Origin of the sequence: Synechococcus sp. C9 (assembly GCF_022984075.1) — a bacterium.
GTDB lineage: Bacteria > Cyanobacteriota > Cyanobacteriia > Gloeomargaritales > Gloeomargaritaceae > Gloeomargarita.
The window spans coordinates 842,412-867,691 of the sequence record NZ_JALAAD010000001.1 but is presented as its reverse complement, the minus strand read 5'-3'; the positions used below and the strand labels follow the sequence as shown (position 1 = coordinate 867,691).

25 protein-coding genes are annotated in these 25,280 nt (G+C 56.2%); 8 read left to right on the top strand and 17 right to left on the bottom strand.

Going from position 1 to position 25,280, the window contains the following annotated elements; translation table 11 throughout:
• Positions 1 to 87: 87 nt before the first annotated feature.
• Positions 88 to 1,875 (top strand): pyruvate kinase, encoded by a 1,788-nt coding sequence (gene pyk / locus MLD66_RS04305; RefSeq protein ID WP_247215699.1) that lies wholly within the window; start codon positions 88 to 90, stop codon positions 1,873 to 1,875.
• Between the two features lie 8 nt (positions 1,876 to 1,883).
• Here the strand turns inward: pyk and MLD66_RS04300 are convergent, their stop codons facing one another.
• Both MLD66_RS04300 and MLD66_RS04295 read right to left on the bottom strand, forming a co-directional pair.
• On the bottom strand, positions 1,884 to 3,773 hold the full coding sequence (locus MLD66_RS04300) for a DUF3769 domain-containing protein (protein WP_247215698.1): 1,890 nt from the start codon (positions 3,771 to 3,773) through the stop codon (positions 1,884 to 1,886).
• A 55-nt stretch (positions 3,774 to 3,828) separates the two neighbouring features.
• Positions 3,829 to 3,945, bottom strand: a complete 117-nt coding sequence (locus MLD66_RS04295; RefSeq protein ID WP_247215697.1) for a photosystem II reaction center protein I — start codon at positions 3,943 to 3,945, stop codon at positions 3,829 to 3,831.
• 111 nt (positions 3,946 to 4,056) lie between these two features.
• Between MLD66_RS04295 and MLD66_RS04290 the strand changes: the two genes are divergently transcribed.
• From MLD66_RS04290 to MLD66_RS04280, 3 genes are all read left to right on the top strand, one after another.
• The gene (locus MLD66_RS04290; protein WP_247215696.1) at positions 4,057 to 4,830 is read left to right on the top strand and encodes an SAM-dependent chlorinase/fluorinase; all 774 of its coding nucleotides are present in this window, start codon (positions 4,057 to 4,059) and stop codon (positions 4,828 to 4,830) included.
• Positions 4,831 to 4,981: 151 nt separating this feature from the next.
• Entirely contained in the window at positions 4,982 to 6,004 is a 1,023-nt protein-coding gene (locus MLD66_RS04285; protein ID WP_247215695.1) for a thiamine phosphate synthase, read from the top strand.
• Positions 6,001 to 6,864, top strand: a complete 864-nt coding sequence (locus tag MLD66_RS04280; RefSeq protein WP_247215694.1) for a fructosamine kinase family protein — start codon at positions 6,001 to 6,003, stop codon at positions 6,862 to 6,864. Before MLD66_RS04285 ends, MLD66_RS04280 begins: the two co-directional genes overlap by 4 nt.
• A 17-nt stretch (positions 6,865 to 6,881) precedes the next feature.
• On the opposite strand, the gene MLD66_RS04275 is transcribed toward MLD66_RS04280, so the two are convergent.
• From MLD66_RS04275 to lipA, 9 genes are all read right to left on the bottom strand, one after another.
• Complete coding sequence (locus MLD66_RS04275) at positions 6,882 to 7,844, bottom strand: L-lactate dehydrogenase (protein WP_247215693.1); 963 nt, start codon at positions 7,842 to 7,844, stop codon at positions 6,882 to 6,884.
• Positions 7,845 to 7,846: 2 nt separating this feature from the next.
• Positions 7,847 to 8,158 carry a hypothetical protein gene (locus MLD66_RS04270; RefSeq protein WP_247215692.1) on the bottom strand — a complete coding sequence of 104 codons (312 nt, stop codon included), beginning with the start codon at positions 8,156 to 8,158 and terminating at the stop codon, positions 7,847 to 7,849.
• 112 nt (positions 8,159 to 8,270) lie between these two features.
• Positions 8,271 to 8,792 carry a hypothetical protein gene (locus tag MLD66_RS04265; protein WP_247215690.1) on the bottom strand — a complete coding sequence of 174 codons (522 nt, stop codon included), beginning with the start codon at positions 8,790 to 8,792 and terminating at the stop codon, positions 8,271 to 8,273.
• A gap of 1 nt (position 8,793) precedes the next feature.
• A complete protein-coding gene (locus MLD66_RS04260; RefSeq protein WP_247215689.1) occupies positions 8,794 to 10,746 on the bottom strand; it encodes a ribulose bisphosphate carboxylase small subunit in 1,953 nt (650 codons plus the stop codon).
• Between the two features lie 41 nt (positions 10,747 to 10,787).
• Positions 10,788 to 11,093 carry a EutN/CcmL family microcompartment protein gene (locus tag MLD66_RS04255; protein ID WP_247215688.1) on the bottom strand — a complete coding sequence of 102 codons (306 nt, stop codon included), beginning with the start codon at positions 11,091 to 11,093 and terminating at the stop codon, positions 10,788 to 10,790.
• On the bottom strand, positions 11,093 to 11,434 hold the full coding sequence (locus MLD66_RS04250) for a carbon dioxide-concentrating mechanism protein CcmK (RefSeq protein WP_247215687.1): 342 nt from the start codon (positions 11,432 to 11,434) through the stop codon (positions 11,093 to 11,095). Before MLD66_RS04250 ends, MLD66_RS04255 begins: the two co-directional genes overlap by 1 nt.
• Positions 11,435 to 11,464: 30 nt before the next feature.
• On the bottom strand, positions 11,465 to 11,773 hold the full coding sequence (locus tag MLD66_RS04245) for a carbon dioxide-concentrating mechanism protein CcmK (protein ID WP_247215686.1): 309 nt from the start codon (positions 11,771 to 11,773) through the stop codon (positions 11,465 to 11,467).
• Positions 11,774 to 12,241: 468 nt separating this feature from the next.
• Entirely contained in the window at positions 12,242 to 12,457 is a 216-nt protein-coding gene (locus MLD66_RS04240; protein ID WP_247215685.1) for a type II toxin-antitoxin system HicB family antitoxin, read from the bottom strand.
• A gap of 17 nt (positions 12,458 to 12,474) precedes the next feature.
• Positions 12,475 to 13,386 (bottom strand): lipoyl synthase, encoded by a 912-nt coding sequence (lipA, locus tag MLD66_RS04235; RefSeq protein ID WP_247215684.1) that lies wholly within the window; start codon positions 13,384 to 13,386, stop codon positions 12,475 to 12,477.
• Here lipA and MLD66_RS04230 point away from each other — a divergent pair.
• Positions 13,385 to 13,531 carry a hypothetical protein gene (locus MLD66_RS04230; protein ID WP_247215683.1) on the top strand — a complete coding sequence of 49 codons (147 nt, stop codon included), beginning with the start codon at positions 13,385 to 13,387 and terminating at the stop codon, positions 13,529 to 13,531. The two genes, lipA and MLD66_RS04230, sit on opposite strands and share 2 nt — an antisense overlap.
• Before the next feature lie 55 nt (positions 13,532 to 13,586).
• Positions 13,587 to 14,048 (top strand): EVE domain-containing protein, encoded by a 462-nt coding sequence (locus MLD66_RS04225; RefSeq protein ID WP_247215682.1) that lies wholly within the window; start codon positions 13,587 to 13,589, stop codon positions 14,046 to 14,048.
• 152 nt (positions 14,049 to 14,200) lie between these two features.
• Here MLD66_RS04225 and lepB read toward each other — a convergent pair whose 3' ends face one another.
• The 5 genes from lepB to purC are packed head-to-tail and all read right to left on the bottom strand — an operon-like array spanning position 14,201 to position 18,737.
• The gene (lepB, locus tag MLD66_RS04220; RefSeq protein ID WP_247215681.1) at positions 14,201 to 14,791 is read right to left on the bottom strand and encodes a signal peptidase I; all 591 of its coding nucleotides are present in this window, start codon (positions 14,789 to 14,791) and stop codon (positions 14,201 to 14,203) included.
• Entirely contained in the window at positions 14,791 to 15,135 is a 345-nt protein-coding gene (locus MLD66_RS04215) for a DUF2470 domain-containing protein (RefSeq protein ID WP_247215680.1), read from the bottom strand. The genes lepB and MLD66_RS04215 overlap by 1 nt, the downstream gene beginning before the upstream one ends.
• Positions 15,136 to 15,171: 36 nt before the next feature.
• Positions 15,172 to 15,978 (bottom strand): UDP-3-O-acyl-N-acetylglucosamine deacetylase, encoded by an 807-nt coding sequence (gene lpxC / locus MLD66_RS04210; protein ID WP_247215679.1) that lies wholly within the window; start codon positions 15,976 to 15,978, stop codon positions 15,172 to 15,174.
• The gene (locus MLD66_RS04205; RefSeq protein ID WP_281438406.1) at positions 15,978 to 17,960 is read right to left on the bottom strand and encodes a BamA/TamA family outer membrane protein; all 1,983 of its coding nucleotides are present in this window, start codon (positions 17,958 to 17,960) and stop codon (positions 15,978 to 15,980) included. Before MLD66_RS04205 ends, lpxC begins: the two co-directional genes overlap by 1 nt.
• Positions 17,961 to 18,002: 42 nt before the next feature.
• Positions 18,003 to 18,737: a phosphoribosylaminoimidazolesuccinocarboxamide synthase gene (gene purC / locus MLD66_RS04200; RefSeq protein ID WP_247215678.1), complete on the bottom strand. Its 735-nt coding sequence runs from the start codon at positions 18,735 to 18,737 to the stop codon at positions 18,003 to 18,005.
• Positions 18,738 to 18,764: 27 nt separating this feature from the next.
• On the opposite strand from purC, the gene MLD66_RS04195 reads away from it, so the two are divergent.
• Together MLD66_RS04195 and purL are read left to right on the top strand one after the other, a co-directional pair.
• Entirely contained in the window at positions 18,765 to 20,369 is a 1,605-nt protein-coding gene (locus MLD66_RS04195) for a protein kinase (protein WP_247215677.1), read from the top strand.
• Positions 20,366 to 22,633: a phosphoribosylformylglycinamidine synthase subunit PurL gene (purL, locus tag MLD66_RS04190; protein ID WP_247215676.1), complete on the top strand. Its 2,268-nt coding sequence runs from the start codon at positions 20,366 to 20,368 to the stop codon at positions 22,631 to 22,633. The genes MLD66_RS04195 and purL overlap by 4 nt, the downstream gene beginning before the upstream one ends.
• A 219-nt stretch (positions 22,634 to 22,852) precedes the next feature.
• Here the strand turns inward: purL and MLD66_RS04185 are convergent, their stop codons facing one another.
• Positions 22,853 to 25,198 carry an ATP-binding protein gene (locus MLD66_RS04185; protein ID WP_247215675.1) on the bottom strand — a complete coding sequence of 782 codons (2,346 nt, stop codon included), beginning with the start codon at positions 25,196 to 25,198 and terminating at the stop codon, positions 22,853 to 22,855.
• Positions 25,199 to 25,280: the final 82 nt, after the last annotated feature.

Below are 25,280 nucleotides of genomic sequence, written 5' to 3'. Positions count from 1 at the left end.
TGGGGAGAAATCCCGCATCGGGGTAATTCCCCGTTTACAATCACAGATCGTATCTATCTATTGCGTGCCAGTGGCGCAGGGTTGGGCATGATGGGAACTCCCTTTCGGCGAACCAAAATTGTGGCGACGGTGGGGCCGGCCTGTAATACCCCGGAAATTTTGCGGGCGATGATTGTGGCGGGGGTGAATACGTTTCGGCTGAATTTTTCCCACGGCAGTCACAGTGACCACCAGCGCCATGTGCGGATGATTCGCCAGTTGGCGTTTGAATTGAACCGCCCGGTGGGGATTTTGCAGGATTTGCAAGGGCCCAAAATTCGGCTGGGGAAATTTCCGGCGGGCAGTGTGGTGGTGCAGACGGGCGACCCCTATATTCTCACCAGTGAGCCGATTGCCTGTACCCAGGAGCGGGGGTTTGTCAGTTATGACCGGTTGGCGCAGGAGGTGCCGGTGGGGGCAACCATTCTCCTGGATGATGGCCGGGTGGAAATGCGGGTGGAGCGGGTGGATGAAGGTTCCGGGGAACTGCATTGTCGGGTGACGGTAGGCGGTGTGTTGTCCAATAACAAGGGGGTCAATTTTCCTGGGGTATCCCTGTCGGTGAAAGCCCTGACGGACAAAGACCGGGAGGATTTGCTGTTTGGCTTGGAACAGGGGATGGATTGGGTGGCCTTGAGTTTTGTGCGGAATCCCGAAGATGTGCTGGAATTGAAGGAATTGATGGCGCAAAATGGCTACCGGGTGCCGGTGGTGGCCAAAATCGAAAAACATGAGGCGATTGCCCAGATGGAGGCGGTGCTGTCCGTGTGCGATGGGGTGATGGTGGCCCGGGGGGATTTGGGGGTGGAGATGCCCGCCCAGGAGGTGCCCCTATTGCAAAAGCGGTTGATTGCCACGGCGAATCGCTTGGGAATTCCGGTGATTACGGCGACCCAGATGTTGGACAGCATGGCGACCTCTCCCCGACCGACCCGAGCGGAGGTTTCTGATGTGGCGAATGCGATTTTGGATGGTACGGATGCGGTGATGCTTTCCAATGAAACGGCGACGGGGAAATATCCGGTGTTGGCGGTGGAAACCCTGGATAAAATTGCCCGCCACATGGAGCAGGAATGTCTGCAACCGGGGATGCAGGGGGTGTATTCCCGGCCGTTCCAATCTGGGGGGCAGGCGATTGCCAATGCCATCAGTAAAGCGGTGAGTGATGTGGCGAGTGAATTGTCCGCCGGGGCGATTTTGACCCTGACCAAGACCGGGGCAACGGCGCGCAATGTGTCCAAGTTCCGGCCTCGCACGGCGATTGTGGCGGTCACGCCCCATGTGGAGGTGGCACGGCAGTTACAACTGGTGTGGGGGGTGCGGCCCCTGTTGGTGTTGGAATTGCCGACGGCGGGGCAAACCTTTCAGGTGGCGATGGCCATGGCGCAGGAGCGGGGCTGGCTGAAGGAGGGGGATTTGGTGGTGATGACGGCGGGTACCTTGCCGGGGGTGCCGGGTTCCACCGACTTGATCAAGGTGGGGATGGTGAGTGCCCTGCTGGCCCAGGGGGTGGGGGTCGGCCAGGGGTTGGTGAGCGGGCGGGCCCGGGTATTGCGCCCAGGGGAACGGCTGGCGGACTTTGCCAGTGGGGAAATTTTGGTGGCGCATCAAACCGATGTGCAGTTGGTGGAACCGATGCGGCGGGCGGCGGGAATCATTACCGAGGATGAGAGTTTGACCAGCCATGCTGCGGTGATTGGTCTGCGGTTGGGGGTGCCGGTGATCGTGGGGATCAAAAATGCCACCCAGTTAATCCGGGATGGGGCGATTGTCACCCTGGATGTACCCCGGGGGCTGGTCTATGCGGGGGCACTGCGGGTGGGGGACATGGGCTAGGCGGGGCGTTACTGCACATCCAAACTTGGGGTAATTTGCTCCCGTTCCAACAGGGGTTCGGGATTCCCCGTCCAGTTAAATTCATTCAAACGGAAGAGGACACCACCCTGTGCCCGCTCCGGATTAAAAAATACGGACACCCCATAGGTGCGACGGCTGTATTCCAAACCGTAGGTGGCATCCACAATTTGCGCTCCCCCATTGTCCAAACTCAGGACGATACTGGCTGTCGCCCGCAGGGGACCAAAAAGTTGTTGCTTGATGGAAAAAAACATCACCTGTTGATCCACCCGCCGGTCAAAGAAAAAGGGCGAAAGTCCCGTCAATACAAAACCCGGCGCATAAACCACATTTACCGCCGTGTAATCAAAAAAATTCTTAGCAAAATTGCCAAATTGACCACTGAATCCCACATATCCACCCAAAACAATCTGGCTGTCCCCATTGGTATATAAATTATTGGTACTTGAAAGACCCACATTAAAGTTCAAATAAGGCGTGATCGGCACCGGGCTAAACCGTAACCCTTGGGTAGCCGTCGGGGGTAGGGCTTTCCCTTGCCAGAGGGTGATGCTATGGGTCAAAAGTCCGGCGAGTTGAAACCGTCCTAAACGCAAAAGTCCGACTTGGTTTTGGGGGGTAATACCATTACTTTCAATGTATCGTCCCCCCAGTACATATTGCAATTGCGTGGTTCCAGTTTTATTGAGTTTGATTGGCTCGGTGGATAATAGGGATACCCCGGTGGCAAATTGCACATTTTCAAACCCCAAAGAACCATTAAAAACCCGCTGGCGGTACACCGTATCAGCCACCACGCTATTCTCACGGAACCAACGATGTTCTAACCGCAGACGGGCACGCAGTCGTTGATCCGTATCCAAAAAATCCAGGCGGCTGAGCAGGGCATCCATTCTTAGGGTGGTATCTCGTGCCACATCCGCTACCAACCGGGAACCAAGGGCAAAATTATTGCCAACCGGGTCAAATCCCTGCTCAATCGTGCGTTGTAATAGCAAAATCGGGGTGATTTGAAACGTAATATTTCGCTCATCCACCACATCAAACGTCCGGCTGAGAAACACCCCCCCCAAATCCCGCTGGTCGTAGCCCAATTCCACAGGTAAAGGGTCCCGCCGTCGCCGAGAAATCACCACCCGATCCCGCAGGAGCGGCACAGCAATCCGCCGGTCAAAGGCTAGCTGACCTCCCTGGGCACGAATCTCGCTATCCCCATTGGGTAAACGGGTCAGGATCGCCTTACGGGACTGTAGCTCCAACTCCGGCGGGTCAAAGGGGTCGTTGGTGATGCGGAGATTAGTCGCCGTCCCCCCCCCTTTGGAGTCAAACGTCAATTCATCGGCTGTAAACCGTTGCAACCCGCGCCCCGGACGTTCCACTGCCGTTTGCGGTAATACCACCCGCGGGGGTGCCCCTGGGTCAACGAGAATGGGGGCATCTATCAAATTGGTATCCCGATCCGCCTCTTGGAGCCGCACTCCCCCCCGCACCTGGTAAAAGACCCCACTTTCCGCATCCAGGTCGTAATCCAGGCGTTTCCCCCGCAGTACCTGCTCGCCCCGGGTTAAGACCACCTCTTCCCCCGTAGCGGTAGCCTTACGGGTAATTAGGTTAACTTCAATTTCATCCGCCTCCAGCACCGCCCCCCGGTAGCGCATGACCACATTCCCCGTAGCGGTAAACACCTGGGTCTGCTCATTAAAGGTCTGCCGGTTCGCATCCACCTCCACCCGCCCTTTCGGGTCAATCGCCTGCACAATCCGTTCCCAAGCGGGCAAAGATGTATAGTCAATGTCCTGAGTGGAAGCGGGACGGACATCCTGCAGGGCAACCGCCTGGGACGTGGTTCCCGGGGGAATGGGGGCAAAATATGGCATTAGATAGCGAACCTCACACCACCCGAATTGGGTTTAGATCACCAACAGCCGGACGTTACTCCAAATCACGACGCTTGGGATTGCGGGACGGGTCAGAAGACAGTAACCCAAACACAAACAACAGCCCAAAAAAGGCAACGGTCGCATAAACGGTGTATTTCAGAGCCAACATAGGATTAAAACCGGGTGTGAACGAGTGTATCTTAACATTCTCGACGTACCGATTTTGGCACAATTAGTTTGCCCCGTTAGTTTGCCCCGTTGCTTGCTCCGGCGGTGACCCATGCCAGCGATTGTGTTACTCACGGATTTTGGCGGACAAGACCATTATGTGGGCGTGGTCAAGGGGGTGATTTTGGGTATTGCGCCCCAAGCCCAGATGATTGACCTCAGCCATGACCTCCCCCCCTACGAATGGGCGGCGGCACAGTTTTTGTTGACGCAGGCGACACCCTACTTTCCCCCAGGCACGATCTACGTTGTCATTGTTGACCCTGGGGTGGGGGGAACCCGGCGACCGATTGCCCTCCAGACCCCGACAGGCACCTATGTTGCGCCGGATAATGGGGTGTTACAGCCCCTATTCCCCCAGGTGCAGGCAGTGGTTGAATTAAATAACCCGACCTATTGGCGAACGCCCCAGCCGAGCCAGACGTTTCATGGGCGGGACATTTTTGCGCCGGTGGCGGCACATTTGAGTCGGGGCATCCCGCTGGGGGAAATCGGGGCACCCCTCGACCCCCAAACCCTGGTCACGGGGCAATTGGTGCGACCCATTGCAACACCCACCGGTTGGCGGGGGCATATCCAATACATTGACCGTTTTGGGAATTTGATCAGTACCATTCCGGCGAGCCAAGTGCCGCTGAACCCTCTGCCGCACGTCCAATGGCGGGACATCACCATCCCTTGGGGGACGCATTACGGGGCGGTGCCGGTGGGGGAATTGGTGGCGTTAGTGGGCAGTCATGGCTATGTGGAAATCGCTTGTCATCAGGGTCATGCGGCGAGACGTTTAGGTGCTAAAATTGGGGATGAAGTGTTGCTCATTTGCTGATTAAATTATTCCTGAAGAGTAATTCTAGTAATGCAAAATATCTGGTCGCATGGATGTAATTCCCGTCTTTTAGTAACAATGGTTAGGTTATCTAAGCGATTGGCACATTAGAGAGATAATTTTCTTTACCAATAAAAATAGAGGTAGCCTCATGTATGATTTAGAAATTACCCAGCGGATTTTAGATGCCAATCTTGACCGAGCCAGGGAAGGGTTGCGGGTGATTGAGGAATGGTGTCGCTTCGGTTTGAACCAGTCCCATACGGCGGAATTATGCAAAAACTATCGGCAGGAACTGGCTCGTTGGCATCGTCCTGAATTTCGGACAGCGCGCAATACGGATGGGGATGTGGGTACATCCTTAAGCCATCCCCAAGAGACCCGGCGAGATAACATTCAATCCGTATTACGGGCGAATTTTTGTCGGATTCAAGAAGCCCTGCGGGTATTAGAAGAATATGGGAAATTACTAGATGAAAATCTATCCCAAACGATGAAACAATTGCGCTACCAAATTTATCAGCTAGAAAGTAATTTACTTGCCCACCCACGCCAGCAAAAATTAGCACAAGCCTACTTATATTTAATTACTTCCCCCTGTCCCAATCTATTTACTGTTGTCGAATCTGCTTTGCAATCAGGTTTGAACCTGGTGCAATACCGAGACAAGGAACAAACGGACAATTATCGTTATGAAATTGCCGAGAAACTCTGTGCTTTGTGCCATGAATATAATGCCCTATTTATTGTCAATGACCGGGTGGATATTGCCCTGGCGGTGAATGCGGATGGGGTGCATTTGGGTCAACAGGATATGCCCTTACCCATCGCCCGCAAACTACTCGGACATCAGCGCCTTATTGGCTGTTCAACCACTAATCCCGATGAACTAGAACGAGCCATCAGCGGCGGTGCGGACTATGTGGGGGTTGGACCCATCTATGCGACGCCGACCAAGGCGGGGAAACCTCCGGCGGGCTGGGATTATGTGGCGCACGTTGCTCGCACTTGGCAGAAGCCCTGGTTTGCCATTGGGGGCATTGATTTGGATAATTGTGCAACAGTGTTACAAGCGGGAGTTAAACGGATTGCGGTCGTCCGAGCGATTATGACGGCTGAACATCCCGGTCTGATTACCCAAAAATTTTTAGAACAATTGCAACCAAAATCATGAATTTTTGGCGGGAAATTAACCAACGGATTTCACAAATAACTGGTCAACCTTTTGCGGGTACACCCCAGGGCAGTCGCGGGGGAGGTTGTATCCATGAAAATCAAGTTGTCAGCGATGGGGAACGGCAATTTTTCATCAAAATTAATCGGGAATCCCAACTGGATTTATTCATCACCGAAGCCCTGGGTTTGCAGGCGCTCGGGGCAGTGAATTGTCTGAAAATTCCCCAGGTCATTGGGTGGGGAACCGTTGATGGGCAAGCCTATCTGATTTTGGAGTTTTTAACCTTAGCCCAACGGGGAAATTGGTATCTCATGGGGCAACAATTGGCGCAAATGCACCGTCAAAGTGTAGGGCAACAGTTTGGCTGGGAGCGGGATAATTATATCGGTGCTACGCCACAAAAAAATGATTGGCATTCTGATTGGGCGGATTTTTTTTGTAAGTGTCGTTTGGGGTATCAATTGCAGTTAGCCCGACGGCGGGGGGGACATTTCCCCCATACGGAAAAGCTATTGAACCGAGTGCGTCAGGTATTGAATTTAACCAAGGTGGAACCGGTTTTGGTGCATGGGGATTTATGGGGTGGCAATGTGGCTTTTACGTCGGCGGGTGAACCGGTGATGTTTGACCCGGCGGTTTACTATGGACATCGGGAAGTAGATGTGGCGATGAGTGAACTATTCGGTGGATTTTCCCCGGAATTTTATCGAGGCTATCAATCGGAATGGGCACTCGCCGATGGGTATGCTGAGCGTAAAATTATCTATAATCTCTATCATATTTTGAATCATTTCAATTTATTCGGCGGGTCTTATTGGCAACAGGCAGAACGGATGATGGCTGAGATTATGCGCTGAAATTAACCCAGATTAACCTAAGACTCACTAAGCTCAGCCTGAGCCTGCTGGAGCACCTGCGCCGCCGCCTGTAACCCCTGGTATTCCTGCTCATTCAAAGGGAGATTCACCACCCGACTGACCCCTTGCCGGTTCACCACGGTTAACAAACTCAGATAAACTTCCCCCAAACCGTAATAGCCCTGCGCCAGACAACTGACCGGCAAAACCCGCTCCTGATGCCCTAAAATTGCCCCCACCAGATGATCCACCGCCAGGGCAATGCCAGACGAAGTATTGCCTTTGCGCCGAATTACTTCCTGCCCCGCCCGCAAAACTTGGTTCCACAACGCCTCCCGTTCCGAGGTGGGAATCTCCCAGGGGGCACCCCCCACCGTCACCCGACTCCACAGGGGCACCGCCTTGTCCCCATGTTCGCCCAGCACCGGCGCCTGAATACTGCTCGCCGCCACCCCCAAGTTCTGCGCCAAAATCCCTTGCCAGCGCGCCATATCTAACAACGTGCCCGAACCCACCACCCGCTCCTTGGGCAGTCCCGACCATTTCCAGGCGCAGTAGCTCATCACATCCACCGGGTTGCTCACCACCACCCAGACCGCCTCGCTACAGACGGACGTTAATTCCCCAACAATCGCCCGCAGGATGTCCGCATTTTTTTTCAGCAAAACCAAACGGCTTTCATCCGCTCCCCGCCGTGCCCCCGCCGTAATCACCACCACCTGGGCACCGACCGCATCCCCATAGCCGCCCGAGCGCACCCGCAGGGGTTCCCCAAAGGGCAGACCGTGCTGCAAGTCCAGGGCTTCCCCTTCCGCCCGCAGACCATCCGCATCAATCAACACCAATTCATCCGCCCGTTGCCGCACCGCCATCGTCAAAGCACAGGCTACCCCCACCTGACCCGTGCCCACAATCACCACTTTGCGCCAACCCTGGGTTACCGACCCTCGCCCGTGGGGAATCAGCAAACCCCCCGCCATGCCTAAGCCGTCACCTCGGTGGGAGCCGCCGGGGTTTCCTTGGTCGTCCGTCCCCGCTGGGTTTGTAGGGCAGATTCGACGGCATACATCTCCACATGGCTAAACAAAGTCGTGACAAAGGCAAACAACAAAAAGGGCAGGGACAGCACCAAAATTAAGCCCACAGCGGCGAGGGCAAAAACAGGACTGGTTGACAAAAACGACAGGGACACCGCCAGACTCAGAAAAATGACCACCAACCAGGCAATCACCTGACCGTAGATGTCCCCAAAGGTCAAGGTACACACGAACCGATAGCGATTAATTTTATCCACAGCAGTCGCCTCAAAAACTCGTATCTAAAAAGTTAACAGAACGAAGCAGTCACCCCCCAATTTCTACCAAAAATTGTTATATCCTGCCAAAGAGCGCAATCAATCGCAATCATCAGCCCCCCCTAGTGCGCAGGGTGACCCGCAGTTGGTTGAAGTACTGTAACCCCACCACCGTGGGCTGAGGTTGCGTTGCCTGGGCGGTTTCCACCACAATGGTTTCCTCGGTTGGTTGGGGGGGGGGTGCCGGTGGTTCGGGAACCGCTGGTGTGCCCGCCTCCTCCAAGGTTGCCCGCCCGGTTTCCCCCAGCAGGGAGCCAGGAGCAATCACCTGACCAGGGGCAATGGTGGTGTTATACACCGTACTGGCAGAACCAATACAGCTTTGCGCCCCCACCCGCACCGTGCCGATCAGCAACACCCCCGCCCCGACAATCACGCCCGTTTCCAGCACAATCCCTTCCCCGTGGGCGTGGAGGATCGTGCCCATTCCCAAACACACCCCTGCCCCGATCTGAATCCGACTGCCCGGATTGGCAATGAGGCAAACCCCTGGAGCCACCACCGCCTGGGGGTCAAGGTGTACCTCCCCCTGGAAATGGGGACTGGTCTGAACCGGGGCGGGAATGGTCAGCACGTTAGGGCTTCTGGATGATATGTTCAAGTACCCGGCGTTTCGCCTTGGGGTCAATGCCCAGCAGGCGCACGTATTCCCCCTGGTAGTCCCGGAGGACAGTGGCGAGGGCGGATAAAACCTCCCCCTCCCGCTGGCTGGCGGGTAGGGCACACCCCAACCAGGAACCGGTCTTGAACCGGCGCACATCGGCGTGTTCCGCCCCCACCCGATACCCCTGGGCGAGCAACTGCCGCACCTTGGCGACCACTGCCCCATCTAACCCACTGGCGGGAGCCGTTGCCGTCGGGTTCACCGTGGGACTACTTGCCGGTGCCGGAGTCGGTGGGGTTGCCCCCTGGGGACGCTGGATAATCTGTTCACTCACCCGCCGTTTGGATTTCGGGTCAATGGCAATCAAGCGCACGTAATCCCCCGGCGATTCCCGCAGGAGGTTCTCAATCGCTGCCGTGATTTCCCCCTCGTGGCTACTGCTGGGCAAACTCACACTCAGCCAGGAACTGGTCTTAAACCGCCGGGGATCCGCCACCTCCGCCCCAATCCGATAGCCCTGCATCAGCCATTGGCGCACCTGTTGCCCCATCGTCCCAACCGCAGGGTTCGCCCCAGAAGACAGGGTGGTACTGGCGGCAAAGGTCGTCGTCCGGGTGGTCGTAGGGGTGGGACTCCCCTGGGGACGCTGGATAATCTGTTCACTCACCCGGCGTTTCGATTTCGGGTCAATGGCAATCAAGCGCACATAATCTCCCCTGGATTCACTCAAAAGGGCTTCAATCGCCGCCACCACCTCGTATTCATTGCGGGAGGCGGGCAAACTCGCACTCACCCAGGAACTGGTCTTGAACCGCCGGGGGTCAGCCACTTCCGCCCCAATGCGATACCCCTGCCCCAACCATTGCCGCACCTGCTGGGTGAGGTCGGGAGCCAGGGAACTGTTGGTCACCTGGGCTTTGGGCGTGACGGGAGCCGCAGAGGACGTAGATGAAGGCGTAGATGCCGTAAACGAATGGGAGGGGGCGGCGGTGAGCCTATCCCCCGGGCGTTGAATCACCTGCTCTCCCACCCGTCTTTTCCCCTTGGGGTCAATCCCCAACAACCGCACATATTCCCCCTCATGTTCTTGTAAACAGGCTTCCAGCGCCTGGATCACCTCCGGCAGATGGGTCGCCGCAATCGGACTGCAACTGCGCCAGGAACTGGTCTTAAACCGCCGTTCGTCCGCGTGTTCCGTGCCAATCCGATACCCCTGGCTCAACCACTGTTGCACCTGCGCCACCACCTGGGGAGCCAACCGGGTGCGTCCCCCATAACCATTACTGCCATGACCCATAGATAATCCTTGTTTTAAGGGCGCAATACATTCAATATTGGCGGCACAGCGATACCCCGCCCGCAGGGCATCATTGATCCCCACCACGTGCTGGGCAAACGCCACATCCTCCGCACGCACCGGTGGGAGCCGATCCGCCTGCTGTTGGGTGGTGATGACGCTCCCGGAAGCCACATACCGCCCCGCCGGAATTTCCACATCCTGGATCAGGCAGTGCATCATCACGATACAGCCATCATTCACCCGGGCGTTGAAGATGGTGGAACGAAAGCCGATGAAACAATTTTTGCCCACATACGCCGGTCCATGCACCAACACCCCGTGGGTAATCGAACTGTCCTCGCCAATCCACACGGAATAGGCTTGCCCATCATCCCCCGTCACCCGTCCCTGCTCCAGACCGTGGATGATCACCCCATCCTGCACATTGCTCCCCGCCCCAATGTAAAACGGACTCCCCTCATCCGCACGAATCGAAGTCCCCGGTGCCACCAACACCTCCGCCCCAATCCGCACATCCCCAATGATGTTGGAGAACGAATGGACAAAAGCCGTCGGGTCAATCTGCGGTTCCGCCAAGGTCTTTGACCAAGGGGTGGGGGGAGCCGCCGCACTACGCACTACCATAACCATGCCTCAACGCAACATCAGTAAACTCAACGCTGGTTTTAACTGCGAGCCTGCGCCCGCTTGCTGTACAGCAATTGTCCTGCAACTGTCACCGTATCAATGATGCCAATCACGGCGGCATCCACCGGCAGAGCCTCGCCCCGGTCAATTTTCCGAGCCGAACTCCCTTCGGTCACCAGCACCCACTCATCGACCCCGGCGCCCACCCGGTCGGCGGCGACCTGATACCCGGAAGTGAGTTGCCCCTGGAGGTCCACCAATTGCACCAGGAGGAATTTCACCCCCTGGAGCGTGGGTTCTTTTTGGGTGCTGACCACCGTACCTGCCACCCGCCCAATCTGCATTAGGGACGCAGGTAAGGACGGATATTCGTGGCATCTTCCCGGAACTGTTGCACCTGCTCCGTATAACGGATGGGCAGGACATATTCCAGGTTTTCGTGGGGACGGGCAATAATGTGGTGGGACAACATCTGCCCCCCCGCCACCCGCTTGACGGACTCAATCCCGGCGGCGACCGACGCTTGCACCTCGGACACATCCCCCCGCACCGTCACCGTCACCCGACCACTGCCGATCTTCTCGTAGCCCACCAGGGTGACCCGCGCCGCTTTCACCATCGCATCGGCGGCTTCCACCACCGCCGGAAACCCCAGGGTTTCAATCATTCCTACTGCAATTGCCATTACTTCCTACTCCTAATGTACCGTGGTTAACTAAACCCGAAACTGTTCCACTTCCGGGGTATAACGGATGGGCAGAACGTACTCCAAATTTTCGTGGGGACGGGCAATGATGTGATGGGACAGGACTTCCCCCCCGGCGACCCGCTTGGCGGACTCAATCCCCGCGGACACGGACGCTTGCACCTCGGACACATCCCCCCGGACGATCACCGTCACCCGCCCGCTTCCAATCTTCTCGTAACCCACCAAGGTGACCCTGGCTGCCTTTACCATCGCATCCGCGGCTTCCACCACCGCCGGAAACCCCTTGGTTTCAATCATTCCCACTGCAATCGGCATGAACGTGACTCCTTTGTTGCATAACGTAAAAATCGAGTTACAATTGACAAAAAATGTTTGTCAATCATAAGAATGGCTACTCGCTCAAACCCTGATAGGGACGGGGATAGCGAACTTAGCTTACTTCAGTTTTCAGCATAAATCTTCGGTGTCCCCCTTGGCAATCATCCACCCATGAATGTTTAGCATAGGTGGGATTAGTTTGGCTAATGATTCCCGATTGTCTGGGCACAAATGCTTACTCTTGCTTATGACGTACTTAGCTGGCTGGGTTGGCGGGAGGGAAGTGGGCGTGACATATCTGGGAAAAAGAGCCTACTCTCCCAAAAGTCCGATGAACGGGAACAATCGTACAGCGTCCGTCGGCATGTTGCCAAAAGTGATGGCTACCCTTGACACGAATCACTGCAAAACCAGCCTGACGCAACGCACCAATCAGTTCTTGCCCCTTGATGCGCGGCAGTCTGGTCATCCGTCAACCCAAATGCGTTGAACGCCGATAAATTCCTGAGGTGAGAGCGTTTCACCTTCCACTTCTAGGCACAACTCAATGGCTTCCCGAATACGTTCCATCAAGGTATCCAAGGATTTCGCTTGGGTATGACAGCCCCGCAATTCAGGGACACTGGCGACAAAGTAACCTTCGGCATCCCGTTCGATAATCACGTTAAAGGCTCTCGTCATCTTGCTTCACCCCGTATTTAACTGGCTGAACTAGAGGGAGCCGGGCGGGGATAACGGCGCATCAAGTTTTTGACTTCCGCCGCATGGTAGGAACTGCGGGTCAAGGGGGACGCCACCACCTGCAAAAAGCCCATCCCTTCTCCCACCGCGCGCCACTGGTCAAATTCCGGCGGGGGGACATAGCGGGCAACGGGCAAATGCTTGGGGCTGGGTTGCAAATACTGCCCCAGGGTAAGGATGTCGCAGTCCACCTGCCGTAAATCCTGCATCACCTGCACCACCTCTTCCCAGGTTTCCCCCAAGCCCACCATCAAGCCGGATTTGGTGTAAATTTGGGGGCGCAATTCCCGGGTCTTGCGTAATAACAATAAACTGCGGTTGTATTCCCCTTGGGGACGCACCCGGCGGTACAAACGGGGCACGGTTTCCGTATTGTGATTCAGGACATCGGGCTGGGCACGGATAATCATTTGCAAGGCTTCCCAATTGCCGCACAGGTCGGGGATCAGGACTTCAATGGTGGTTTGCGGGCACAGGGTTCTGACACTGTGAATACATTTGACAAATTGTTCCGCACCCCCATCGGGCAGGTCATCCCGGTTGACGGAAGTAATGACGACGTGGTGCAGATTTAAGCGTTTGACGGCTTCGGCTAGTCGCCGGGGTTCTTCCGGGTCGAGTGCCGGGGGTTTTTTCACAAAATCAATATCGCAGTAGGGGCACGCCCGGGTGCAGGCAGGTCCCAGGATCAAAAAAGTGGCGGTACCCTGGCTGAAACATTCCCCAATATTCGGGCAGGAGGCTTCTTCGCAGACTGTATTTAACTGCAAATCCCGTAATAAATGTTTGACCTGACCAAACACGGGTCCTTGACCTAATTTTACCCGGAGCCAATCGGGTTTGCGGGGAGAGGGTGGGGATTGGGTCATGGGTTTGATTGTAACAAATTTGGGGAAGCGGGAACCCTATGGCACACGGGAGGTAATTTTACGGGAGGGCACCTCCATCAATGCAAAGTTAGCGGTCGCAGGGGCACCGCCCCCGTCCTTGGTTCTGGAGCATTTCTGTTTGTAAATCAAGTAGGATTGCTATAGTTGGCTCAAATAAATAGAGATGCCCTAGAGCGGCGATGGCTTATTGGTTAATGAAATCCGAACCCAATGTGTACAGCATTGACGACCTCAAACGGGATGGGCGCACGATTTGGGATGGGGTACGCAATTATCAAGCCCGCAATTTTTTGCAACAGATGCGTTTGGGAGAACGGGCATTTTTCTACCATTCCAATGCAGACCCACCAGGTATTTTTGGTTTGATGGAAATTACGCAAATTAACTTAGTTGACCCCACCCAATTTGACCCCAATAGCTCCTATTATGACCCCAAATCTTCCCGGGATCAACCGCGCTGGTGGACGGTGGAAGTGGGTTATCTGCAAACCTGTGTTGCCCCTTTGACTCTGGCGGATTTGCGCCAACATTACAAACCCGATGAATTCCTGGTGATTCGACCAGGAAATCGTTTATCGGTTCTCCCTGTACCCCTCAGCATTGCCCTGGATATAGCGGATAAAACTGGTTTGAATGTGTAGAAATTGCCCATTAGATTTTGGTGTTTCTGCATCCAGATATATAGCGATCCTAAATGAGAATGAGATAGGGGTCGCAAGGGCACCGCCCCCGTACTTGGTTCTGGAGAATTTCTGTTTGTTAATCAAGTAGGATTGCTATATCAATTGCCACCTTACCCAAACGGGGGTGTCCCCATCCCCAAAAGCATCACTTCCTCCCTCGCCGCATACCGCCGCACCGGCCACGGCCAAAACCGCACCCACGCCCGCCCCAGGATCAGCCGTTCATCCAAAAAGCCCCACACATGGGAATCATTGCTGGCATTGCGGTTGTCCCCCAACACAAAAACACAACCGGGTGGCACCACCGCTGGTCCCCAAGTGTATTCCGCCGGGGTTGCCCCGTAGGGTTCCGCCAAGGGTGCCCCATTCACCCACACCCGCCCCTCTTTCACCTCCACCGTTTCCCCCGGTAGGGCGACCACCCGTTTAATGAGTACATTGTCCGGATCATATCCCAGACTCACCAAAGCCGGAGGCGGCGCAAACACCACAATATCCCCCCTCTGCCAGTCCCGCCAATAGTGGGAAATTTTTTCCACCACCAACCGATCCCCCAGTTGTAGGGTAGGCAACATGGAGCCAGAGGGAATGTACCGGGGTTCCGCCACTGCCCAGCGAATGACCGCCGCCAGCACTACCGCCAACAGTAGGGTTAACAGGGTATTGCCCCACCCCGTCGTCCACCCATGCCCAAACTTCATCAGTCGGTCAATTGGTGCCGTGCCTGTTGCACCAGGTCAACCAGATGGCGGTGGGCATCCTGTGAGCCACCCAGGGGGGACTGAAATTCAATCCGAATCGCCGTTTGCTCCTCCCCCGCCCAAACCACCAAATCCATCCCCTCGCAGTCAATCGCTTCCATCTGAGCCGCCGTCGCCGTCCGCAACCCCGCCAACCCCTGGGCATAAAGCAATACCGCATCGCTGTGGTCTTGGTTCATGTGGCGACAAATCCGGGCACTCACTTCAGCGGGAAAACGATTCGCCGGGGGCAGTTCTGTACTTTGATCCGGGGATAGGGCTGGTTCAGGCAAGCTATCGGTCATGGGGATGGGACAACTTAATTACATACATATTAATCATCATACCGTCCTGCTCGGGGAAAGGGGTAACTGTGCCGCCAACTGGGTATGCAGGCGATGCCCCGCCTTATACGCCAAAAAATGCCCCCGGGGTAACGCCCCCAGCAATCCCAAATCCCCCAAAAAATCCAACAGCTTGTGGCGCACCGGCTCATCCGCAAACCGCAAAGGGGGATTCAGCCACCCCCGCTCCCGGTCACACACCAGGGCATTCGCCAAACTGCCCCCCTGGATCAACCCCTGGGCTTGCAACTGGGCAATCTGATCCGCCAAGCCAAAGGTACGGGCAGGGGCAATGACCGTGCCAAAATCCTCCCGCCCCGGCACCCAGGTCAACCACTGACGACCAATCGCCGGGTAATCCGGGAAATCAATCCCATAGGTGAAGGTCAATTCCTCAGCGGGTAGCGCACAGACAAAACGTTCCCCCTCCTGCACCACCACCGGCTCCGTAATCGCCCCCTGCACCAACGGTTGTCCCGCCCCCCAGCCCCGCAACAACTCCACCCAGGGCAACGCCGAACCATCCAACAGGGGCACTTCCCCCCCCGTCACATGGATCGCCACATCCGGGATGCCCAACCCCACCAACGCCGCCAACAAGTGTTCTACCGTATGAATTTTATGATTATTTTGTACTAATGTCGTACACAAGCTACTCGGTTGGACATGACTGACCAGGGCAGGAATGGGCTGATCCTCCACATAAAAAACCCGTCCACTACCGGGGTTAGACCGTTCTAAGGTAACCGTGGTGGTTTGCCCCGTATGTAGCCCTACACCACTCAGGGTCAGTCGTTCCCCCATTAGAACCGTTCACCCACCCCAAAGGTAATCTGATTGCCGCCAAGGTCATTCCAACCAAAATCCACCCGCAGATTGCCCAGCAGGGGGGTGACAATCCGCACCCCTATCCCGTAGCCCAAACCCTGCCCCGGTTTTTTGCGAATCCCGCCCGGATCGCCGGGCACCTCCCCTTGACTTCCCAACGTGGTACCGTAATCCACAAACAACGCCCCCCGCACCACGCTAAAAATGGGGAACCGGTACTCCGCCGTTGCCTGGAAGAAACTGCGACCTGTGCCCACTTCCCCTTCGCCCCAGCCCCGCACCGAATCCGCCCCCCCCAAACTAAACGCCTCGTAGGGAGCCATCTTCCCCAAAATCGTCCCCGCCTGCACATTAAAGGCAAACACCTCTACCTTATCCCGTTGGAAGCGCAACAATTTCGCCGGGATGTAATGGCTGTAGCCCACCCGGAACCGGCTCTGGGAGATGTTCCCCGACCCCACCGGCAGAGCCTGACTATACCCCGCCCGGAACAGCCACCCCCGGGTTGGGTCTCCCGGATTGTCCCGCTGGTCCTTGGCGACCCCCACATTCACCTGCAACAGGTCATCAATCCCCGTCGGGCTGGCGGCGAGTTGGTTGCCAAATTCATCCACCGGCGAAACCCGGTTGCTCGCATCCAAAATGGACACCCGCTGGTAGCTGATCCCCGCTGTCCCCCGCCAATTCCCCGGAAAGGGGCGACTAAAGTCAATGATCGCCCCCAACCGGTTGATGCGAGGAGAATCCCCATTCGGCAAATCCACCTTCTGTTCCCCGCCGCTGAAGATATAGGAAAACGCCAACCGATTGAACACGCTCACCGACAATGACGTGCGCCCGGGGTCAAACGCCAGCCAGGGGTCCCGGAAATTCACATCAAACAAAATATCCCGTTCCCCCCCCTGGATATTGGCGGTCAGGGTTTGGCGGCGCCCCCCGAAGTTCCGCTCCGTATATCCCACCGTCCCAAAAATGCCCGTTGCGGTGCTGTACCCTGCCCCAAAGTTGATCGACCCGGTGCGGGCTTCCACAATGGTTAAAACCACCACTGCCTTGCGGGGGTCTTCCGCCGGTTCCAGGTTCAGCTTCACATCCTCAAAAATCCCCAGCCCAAACAGGGTTTGCAAATCCGCCTGCGCCTTTTTCTCGTTGAATACATCCCCGGGTCGCTGTTGCAACTCCCGCAGAATGATATAGGGCTTGGTTTTGCCCTTCACCTGCTCGTCCTTAGCATTGAGGTAATTGATTTTAATATCCGCAATCACCCCTTCCGCCACCTCCAGGGTCACCACCCCATCGGGCCCCACCTTGGGACTCCCCACCACCTGCCCCAGGGGATAATTATTTTGCTTGTACCATTCGTTGACCCGCTGAATCCCCTGTTGCAAACTGCGGAAATTCAACACCTCCCCGTACAAGGGGGTAAACACCTCATCCGCCACCTCCTGGGGCAGGACTTTAATCCCCACCAAATTCACCTGTTTTAACACCGGGTTGGGTTGCACCACAAAGCGAATCCGCACCCCCAGGGGCGTGTCCTCCGGCGTCGCCTGCACATTCTGGAACCAGCCGGTGGCAAATACCGCATCAATGTCCCGCTGCAGTTGGCTCCGGGTGGTGGTAAACCCAGGGCGGGTACGAATCGCCCCATACACCGCATCCAATAACTGCCCGTCCGCCGCCCCTTCCACCAAAACCTCCGCCACCAATACCCGGGGTTCCGGCTCCGGGGCTGGGGATTCCGGGGGAGTCGCCTGGGCCACCCGCCCCAAAACCGGGGATTGCCTCGAGGGACTGGTCAACAGCCGTACCATCTCCACCGCCTCCGGGTGCTGGGAAACCCCCACCGTCCGTTCGGGAACCGGGGATGGCATTACCTCCGGCACCATCTCTGCCCAAGCGGCGGGAGTCTGAACCACCGCCATTGTCAAACCCGCCGTTACAACCCAGGAGCGCATATCACACCACACATCGAAGGAGCATGAACCGTCAGGACGGCATTACCGCCGGAGCACCCGTTCCAAGACCAGTTGGTAGGCTGATTCTACTCCACCCAGGTCATGGCGAAAGCGATCCTTATCCACCACCCGCTGTACCGGGTCCGATTCCCCCGCCAACCACAGCCGACAGGTATCGGGGCTGATCTCATCCGCCAGAATCACCTGTCCGTGGTCATTCCAGCCAAACTCCAGCTTGAAGTCTATCAGCAGGATACCGCATTCCGCAAAAAACCGACACAGATGCCCGTTAATCTGTTGCGCCATCTCCGTCAGGGTTTGCACCTGCTGTGGGGTTGCCAAATTCAGCAAACGCAGGCGGTCGGGGGTGAGCAAGGGGTCGCCTAGGGCATCGTTTTTGTAATAAAATTCCACCAGAGGGGGAGCGAGTTCCAGCCCCAGGGGTAAGCCGGTTTCCCGACAGAGACTGCCTGCCGCCCGGTTCCGCACCACGACTTCTAGGGCAAACATTGTGAGGGCGTGGACTTCCATACAATTGGGAGCCGTTTGCCGGACAAAATGGGTGGGGATGCCCTGATGTTCTAAAAACTGGAACAAATGACTGCTAATGGTGCAGTTGATTTCCCCCTTGCCCCGAATTTCCCCCCGTTTTTGGGCATTGAAGGCGGTGGCATCGTCTTTGAAAAATATTTGCCAAATTCCCGGGGTGGCGGTGGGAGTGAGAATTTTGGCTTTGCCTTCGTAGGGGGTGCCAGGGGCAATTGGGGAATTGGGCATCATTGTGCACGGGTTTTTAAGATTATTATGGCTCGGTTTGACCCGGCAAATCAGCGCAAATCGGAAGGAACCGGTACAATAGACCATAACTATAATTACTGCCGTATCCCCCTGCTCCCTATGGATGCCTATTGCACCCGCCCCACCTGTAGTCAACCCCAAAATCGCCTGGAGACGGTGGAGCGCAATCAACTGTTGCATCTTACCTGTGCCGCTTGTGGGATGCCCCTGGTGCTGTTGGGTCGTTATTTACCCCAAAAACTGCTTGCCCAGGGGGGATTTGGTCGCACCTATTTGGCGAAAGACCTATTCACGCCAGCGCAACGGCTCTGTGTGGTGAAGCAATTGCGGACGGCGAAATTTGACAATACCGACCTGGAAACGGCGCAGAGATTATTTCACCGGGAAGCGGAGGTGCTGGAAGCCCTGGGCACCCACCCGCAAATTCCCTATTTATTTGCTTCTTTTGATTTGAGTGTGCCGTCAACCAATGGGGCGCAGGAGGAGGAATATTTTTATTTGGTGCAGGAGTACATTCCGGGGGAAGATTTAGATAAGGTGGTGCGGCGGCAGGGGCGGCTCAACGAAACGGAAGTCACCGAAATTTTGCGCTCCCTGCTAGGGGTTTTGTCGTTTATTCACCGGCATAATGTGGTGCATCGGGATATTAAACCGGCGAATATCATGTGCCACGAAAACGGCACGTTGTATCTCCTGGATTTTGGGGCGGTGAAGCAGGCGGTACATTCGCCCAACACCCAGGTTGACCTGACCAATATCGGTAGCCCGATTTATTCCCCCCCGGAACAAACCTACGGGTTGCAGGCGGTGCCCGCTTCGGATGTTTATGCCCTGGGAGCCACCTGTGCGGTGTTGTTGACCGGTTGCCCCCCGCAAAAACTGATTGACCCCGGTCGCCACTGCTGGCAATGGCGTTCCTTGACCACCGTGAGCGATGGGTTGGCGCAGATCATTGACCGGATGCTACTGCCCGCTTTGGATGAACGGTACCCGGATGCGGATGCGGTGCTGAATGACTTGGAAGCCCTGATGGCACCAACGGGGGGCGATACGGGTCTCCCCACCCTGGACGGGGATGAATTACTGCAACGGCTGCGGGGGGAAGGGGGATTGGACATTCGCGACCGCCGCTATCTTTTGCGGGTTTATCCCCGCTGTTTTGTGGGTTCCGAATTGGTGACCTGGTTGATGAAAAACCTGGGGGTCGGGCGGCAACAGGCGATTCAACTGGGGCAAACCCTGGTGGCACGCAACATCATTCACCACGTTGCCGATGACCAAGCCTTCCGGGATGGCTATTTTTTGTACCGTTTTTATCAAGATGATGTAGTGACGTTGCATGAACCACAATCAGTGGCACAATTACGCACCTATCGGGGACAGGTGTACCAGCCGGTGGAGCGGGTGGCGCAATCGGTGGAATTGTCCGGGGCAACGGGGATGCGGTTCCACTACCGGGGGCGCACCTATGAAGCGGGGATGATGAATCCCAGTACCCGGGCTGAGGGGCAACCCCCGCCGGAGGGCAAGGATGCCAAGGAGACCCAAGAGGGCAAGGAGGGCAAGTCCTACACCTACCGGGGCAAAGTCTATAAGAAAGAAACCCCATGACCCCCCCGGATTTGGCACGCACCGGACTGACCCCCCAGGAGTACGCCTGGATTTGTGAGCAATTGCACCGTCCCCCCAACCGTCTGGAACTGGGGATGTTTGGGGTGATGTGGTCTGAACATTGTTGTTACAAAAATTCCAAACCCTTCCTGCGACAATTGCCGACCCAGGGGGCGCAGGTGGTGGTGGGTCCGGGGGAAAATGCGGGCGTGGTTGACCTGGGCGGGGTGTACCTGGCATTCAAGGTGGAATCCCACAACCATCCTTCGGCGGTGGAGCCGTTTCAGGGGGCGGCGACGGGGGTAGGCGGCATTTTGCGGGACATTTTCACCCTGGGGGCACGACCGATTGCCCTGTTGAATTCCCTGCGCTTTGGCGACCTGAATGTGCCCCGTAACCGGGCATTGCTCACTGGCGTTGTCGCCGGGATCAGCCACTACGGGAATTGCGTGGGTGTGCCGACGGTGGGGGGGGAGGTGTACTGCGACCCGGTGTACAATGGCAACCCTTTGGTGAATGTCATGGCGTTGGGGGTTCTGTCCACCCCGCAGGTGATGCCCTCGGCGGCACGGGGGGTCGGCAATCCGGTGGTGTATGTGGGGGCGACGACCGGGCGGGACGGCATTGGGGGTGCCAGTTTTGCCAGTGCGGAATTGGCGGAGGATACCCAAGCGCAACGTCCGGCGGTGCAGGTGGGCGACCCCTTTTTGGAAAAATGCCTGATCGAAGCCTGTTTGACAGCTTTTGCCACCGGGGCTGTGGTCGCCTGTCAGGACATGGGAGCCGCCGGGTTGACCTGTGCCACCTCGGAAATGGCGGCGAAGGGGGGGGTCGGGATACGCCTGGATTTGGATGCGATTCCGGTGCGGGAAACCGGGATGCACCCCCTGGAATTTATGCTTTCTGAGTCCCAGGAACGGATGCTGTTGGTGGTGGCACGGGGACGGGAAGCGGAGGTTTTGCCAATTTTTCACCGCTGGGGCTTGGAGGCGGTCATCGCTGGGGAAGTGATTGCCGAACCGGAAGTCCAAATCATTTACAAACAGCAGGTGGTGGCGCAGATTCCCGCCCCAGCCTTGACGGAGCATACGCCCATCTATGAGCGGGAAATTTTGCCGGAGCCGCCCCTCGCCGTCCAAACCCACTGGCAATGGCAACCGGAAGCCCTGCCACCCGCTACACCAGCGGGTATTTTGGGGCGCAGTTGGAATGATATTGTCCTAACGTTGTTCGACCAGCCCAACCTGGGAAGCAAGCGTTGGATTTATCGCCAGTACGACCAGCAGGTGCAAAACAATACCGCAATTCTGCCGGGGATGGCGGATGCCGCTGTGGTGCGGGTGCGGGGGCATTTGGGGGTAGCCGCCACGATGGATGGGAATGGTCGTTGGGTCTGGCTCGACCCGGAGCGGGGGGCAATGGCGATGGTGGCGGAAGCCGCCCGAAATCTCAGTTGTGTGGGGGCAGAACCCCTGGCGGTGACGGACAACCTCAACTTTGGCAGTCCGGAAAAGCCGGAAATTTACTGGCAATTGGCGATGGCTTGTCGGGGTTTGGCGACAGCCTGTCGGGCACTGGGCACTCCCGTCACCGGCGGCAATGTTTCCCTGTACAACGAAACCCAAGGGCAGGCGATTTATCCCACCCCGGTGGTTGGCATGGTCGGGCGGGTGGCGGATATTCGTCGTCGCTGTACGATGCAGTGGCAAGTAGGACAATGTTTGTACTTATTAGGTATCCCCTGGGGGCAAGATTCCCCGATGGTGGGGTTGGGTGGGTCGGAATACCTGGTTGCCATTCATGGGTTGGTCACGGGTCGTCCGCCAGCGGTGGATTTGGCGCAGGAACAACGGGTACAACGCATCTGCCGCACGGGGATTGCCCAGGGCTGGGTGCAGGCGGCGCACGATGTCAGCGACGGGGGTGTTTTGATTGCTTTAGCAGAAATGGCAATTGCTGGGGATTGTGGTGTACAGATTACTATCAATGTACCGCTAGAAACCCGTTGGGATGAATTTCTTTTTGCAGAGGGTGGCAGTCGGATTTGGGTGACGGTTGCCCCGGAGTACCGTTCGGTTTGGGAAAGCTATCTTACGGAAGAATTGCCGGGAGCCTGGGGGTTTTGGGGGATGACCGGCGGCGATGCTCTGGTGATTCAGACTGCCCATGACCCGATTGTGAACCTGCCCGTTGCGGCTATGCGCCAGGCTTGGGCTAATTGTTTCCCTCGCCGTTTGGAAGCTCAGACCCCCTCGCCTGCATGATATATAGCAATCCTACTTGATTAACGAACGGAAATTCCGCAGAACCAAATACGGGGGTGGTGCCCCTGCGACCCCTGTTCTATTTTAGAATGCGACACTTTTGCGGCTTTGAAATGTGGGTTATGAAATTGACCCGAAGTACATAAAACTTGCTCAAGAGAGATTAGCCTCACACACAGATCATCAGATCGAGCTTGAGATATGGAATTCTCACCCGATCTAAACTGTCTGGGGTTGGTTAGCCGGACGCAGGGTGAGGGTAAAACAGGTTTGTCCCGCCTCGCTGGTGACGGTGATCTGCCCGCCCAGTCGTTCCACCAGACTTTTCACTAAAGCCAAGCCCAAGCCCGTGCCCCCGTGTTGCCAACGGTCGTGCTGGGGGATGCGGTAAAACTTCTCAAAAATGCGCTGGTGTTCGGTGGGGGGAATTTCCACCCCGGTGTTGATGACCCGTACCTGCACGGTCTCCTCGGCGGCAAAAGCTTGTACAAGAATTTTTTCCCCCGGCGGGGTGTACTTACAGGCATTGGTGAGTAATTCGTTGATGATCCGTGTCCAGGCGGTTGTTTCCACCCAAACCGGCGGCAGGGGTTCCACCAATTCCAAATGCAGGGTTTGTTCCTGTTGGCTGGCTCGCTCCTGAAACGGCGTGACCAAGGAGGGCAGGGATACCCGCAAATCCACTGGCTCCCCCACCGGACAGGCAGCATTAGCCTCGAGGCGTGCCAAATCCAGCAGGTCATTCACCAGGTCAATTTCCCGTTGGGTTTCCTGTTTGAGAATGGTTAGGTATTTCACCAAAGGCGCTTCGGGGTCTGCGGGGAGTAAATCTTGACGTTTTAGTGCCAACTCCAGCATCTTGGTCGCCATTCGGATATTGGTCAGCGGGGTGCGTAGTTCGTGGGACACCGTACTGACAAAATCATCCTTGAGCCGGTTGAGGCGCGCCAATTCCCCGATTTGCAGTTCGGCAAACTTCTGGTCAGTCACATCCACGATCACCGAAATCAACGACAGATGGGTGGCGTTAAAACGACATTGCACCGTGATCGCCTCATGCAACCACCGTACCTCACCTGTGGGATGGTGGTAGCGATAGTAAATCCCCACCTGCGGTTCTCCGTCCAGCAATTTGCGCCAGGCGGGTAGGACTTCACTCTGCCAATCCTCCGGGAAAATCTGCTGTTGCCAGCGGTCAGGTCGCTCATACAACGTCTGGACAGGATAACCTAAGAGGGTTTCCGTGTGGGGGGAAAGGTACTCCCAAACGCAATGTTCGCCCGGTAATAACTGCCAATGAATGATACTAGCTGGACAGTTAGCCAACATGAAACTCAGATGCCGTTGGGAAGCCTGCAACTGTTCGTGCATTTCTGCCCGGTGAATGGCAATCGCCAGTTGTTTGCTCAGTCGTTGCGCCAAAGTGACCTCTTCCTCATGCCAAGGGGACGGGGGACGGATGAACGCCAGACTGCCCCATACGTTTTTCCCATGAATGAGCGGAACTACCAGCCATGCCCCTGGATACCGCTCAGCAATCCCTCGGTTAATCGGGTCATCGAGGGTTTTGGCATCCTCCACCTGGACAATTTGCTTTTGCTTAAGTTGTTCAGAGATGGGATTGTTTTGCTCCGGGATGTTAGCCCCTGGGGGTACCAAGTCGCCGTTAGGTAGGGCATGAACTTTCGGTTGCCAGCATTTGGCTTCGGGCAAATATTGGACGATAAACGTTTCCAGCTTCAGGGTGGCGCTGATGGTTTTCGCCGCCACTTGAAAAATCTTCCCTAATTCCAGGGAAGTGTCCATTACCTGCACGACCTTTCTAAGGATGTGTTCCTGGTTCATTTTGTGGTGCAGACGTTGCTCCAGCCGTTTTTGTTCCGTTATATCCGCATAAGTGACCATTACCCCACCCGTAGATAGGGGCGTAGCACTCACGGATAACCAACGTACGATGCCATTAGGGGTTTTGATTTTTTGGATGTGGTTCCGCAACACCCGATGTTCCCGCCATGCCCGCACCGCAGGCAGAGCCTCTGGGGGAATGGGATTGCCCTGGACATCCCATACCTGCCATTGGTTGCGCCCCAGTTGGTAGTCGGTAGGGTCGCTCAACCCCAACAGTGCCATTGCCGCCGGATTTGCTTCCACTGCCACCCCATTCACATCAGTGATCACCACCCCCACTGGCAGTAGGTTAAACAGCGTGCGGCTACTCATCTCCTTGAGGTAGCCTGTGGAAGGCAAGGGATACAGGATAAAGACATTCAACGATGGCACGATGGACATACCCACTGATTCCACCGCCAAGGAACGGGTACTACCGTCAGGATGCTGATAGGTGGTTTTAAACAGGGTGTGGGGGGGATATTCCTGCGGCCATCCCGGTAAAAGCGTTACCCCACATTGCCCCACCAACTCCGCCACAGGTCGCCCCAACAAATGGGCAGTCGCCTCATTCACCCACAGCCAGCGCCCTTCCCTATCCGCCACAATGAGTGGGTGATCAAATTCTGTTAGCGAATTGGCAATCTCACCGATGTCCTGAACTTGGGTTTCGTGCATAAAGCTGTTTGCTTTTTATGGGTATATCTGCTTCATTCAAAATAACAGATCATTTCCAATAATGTTTGTATTACGAACAACA

Bases quoted from the DNA above. Each gene is read 5' to 3' on its own strand.
- pyk (WP_247215699.1), top strand. From the start codon at position 88: ATGATGGGAACTCCCTTTCGGCGAACCAAAATTGTGGCGACGGTGGGG.
- MLD66_RS04300 (WP_247215698.1), bottom strand. From the start codon at position 3,773: ATGCCATATTTTGCCCCCATTCCCCCGGGAACCACGTCCCAGGCGGTT.
- MLD66_RS04295 (WP_247215697.1), bottom strand. From the start codon at position 3,945: ATGTTGGCTCTGAAATACACCGTTTATGCGACCGTTGCCTTTTTTGGG.
- MLD66_RS04290 (WP_247215696.1), top strand. From the start codon at position 4,057: ATGCCAGCGATTGTGTTACTCACGGATTTTGGCGGACAAGACCATTAT.
- MLD66_RS04285 (WP_247215695.1), top strand. From the start codon at position 4,982: ATGTATGATTTAGAAATTACCCAGCGGATTTTAGATGCCAATCTTGAC.
- MLD66_RS04280 (WP_247215694.1), top strand. From the start codon at position 6,001: ATGAATTTTTGGCGGGAAATTAACCAACGGATTTCACAAATAACTGGT.
- MLD66_RS04275 (WP_247215693.1), bottom strand. From the start codon at position 7,844: ATGGCGGGGGGTTTGCTGATTCCCCACGGGCGAGGGTCGGTAACCCAG.
- MLD66_RS04260 (WP_247215689.1), bottom strand. From the start codon at position 10,746: ATGGTAGTGCGTAGTGCGGCGGCTCCCCCCACCCCTTGGTCAAAGACC.
- MLD66_RS04255 (WP_247215688.1), bottom strand. From the start codon at position 11,093: ATGCAGATTGGGCGGGTGGCAGGTACGGTGGTCAGCACCCAAAAAGAA.
- MLD66_RS04250 (WP_247215687.1), bottom strand. From the start codon at position 11,434: ATGGCAATTGCAGTAGGAATGATTGAAACCCTGGGGTTTCCGGCGGTG.
- MLD66_RS04245 (WP_247215686.1), bottom strand. From the start codon at position 11,773: ATGCCGATTGCAGTGGGAATGATTGAAACCAAGGGGTTTCCGGCGGTG.
- MLD66_RS04240 (WP_247215685.1), bottom strand. From the start codon at position 12,457: ATGACGAGAGCCTTTAACGTGATTATCGAACGGGATGCCGAAGGTTAC.
- MLD66_RS04230 (WP_247215683.1), top strand. From the start codon at position 13,385: ATGGGTTTGATTGTAACAAATTTGGGGAAGCGGGAACCCTATGGCACA.
- lipA (WP_247215684.1), bottom strand. From the start codon at position 13,386: ATGACCCAATCCCCACCCTCTCCCCGCAAACCCGATTGGCTCCGGGTA.
- MLD66_RS04225 (WP_247215682.1), top strand. From the start codon at position 13,587: ATGGCTTATTGGTTAATGAAATCCGAACCCAATGTGTACAGCATTGAC.
- lepB (WP_247215681.1), bottom strand. From the start codon at position 14,791: ATGAAGTTTGGGCATGGGTGGACGACGGGGTGGGGCAATACCCTGTTA.
- MLD66_RS04215 (WP_247215680.1), bottom strand. From the start codon at position 15,135: ATGACCGATAGCTTGCCTGAACCAGCCCTATCCCCGGATCAAAGTACA.
- lpxC (WP_247215679.1), bottom strand. From the start codon at position 15,978: ATGGGGGAACGACTGACCCTGAGTGGTGTAGGGCTACATACGGGGCAA.
- MLD66_RS04205 (WP_281438406.1), bottom strand. From the start codon at position 17,960: ATGCGCTCCTGGGTTGTAACGGCGGGTTTGACAATGGCGGTGGTTCAG.
- purC (WP_247215678.1), bottom strand. From the start codon at position 18,737: ATGCCCAATTCCCCAATTGCCCCTGGCACCCCCTACGAAGGCAAAGCC.
- MLD66_RS04195 (WP_247215677.1), top strand. From the start codon at position 18,765: ATGGCTCGGTTTGACCCGGCAAATCAGCGCAAATCGGAAGGAACCGGT.
- purL (WP_247215676.1), top strand. From the start codon at position 20,366: ATGACCCCCCCGGATTTGGCACGCACCGGACTGACCCCCCAGGAGTAC.
- MLD66_RS04185 (WP_247215675.1), bottom strand. From the start codon at position 25,198: ATGCACGAAACCCAAGTTCAGGACATCGGTGAGATTGCCAATTCGCTA.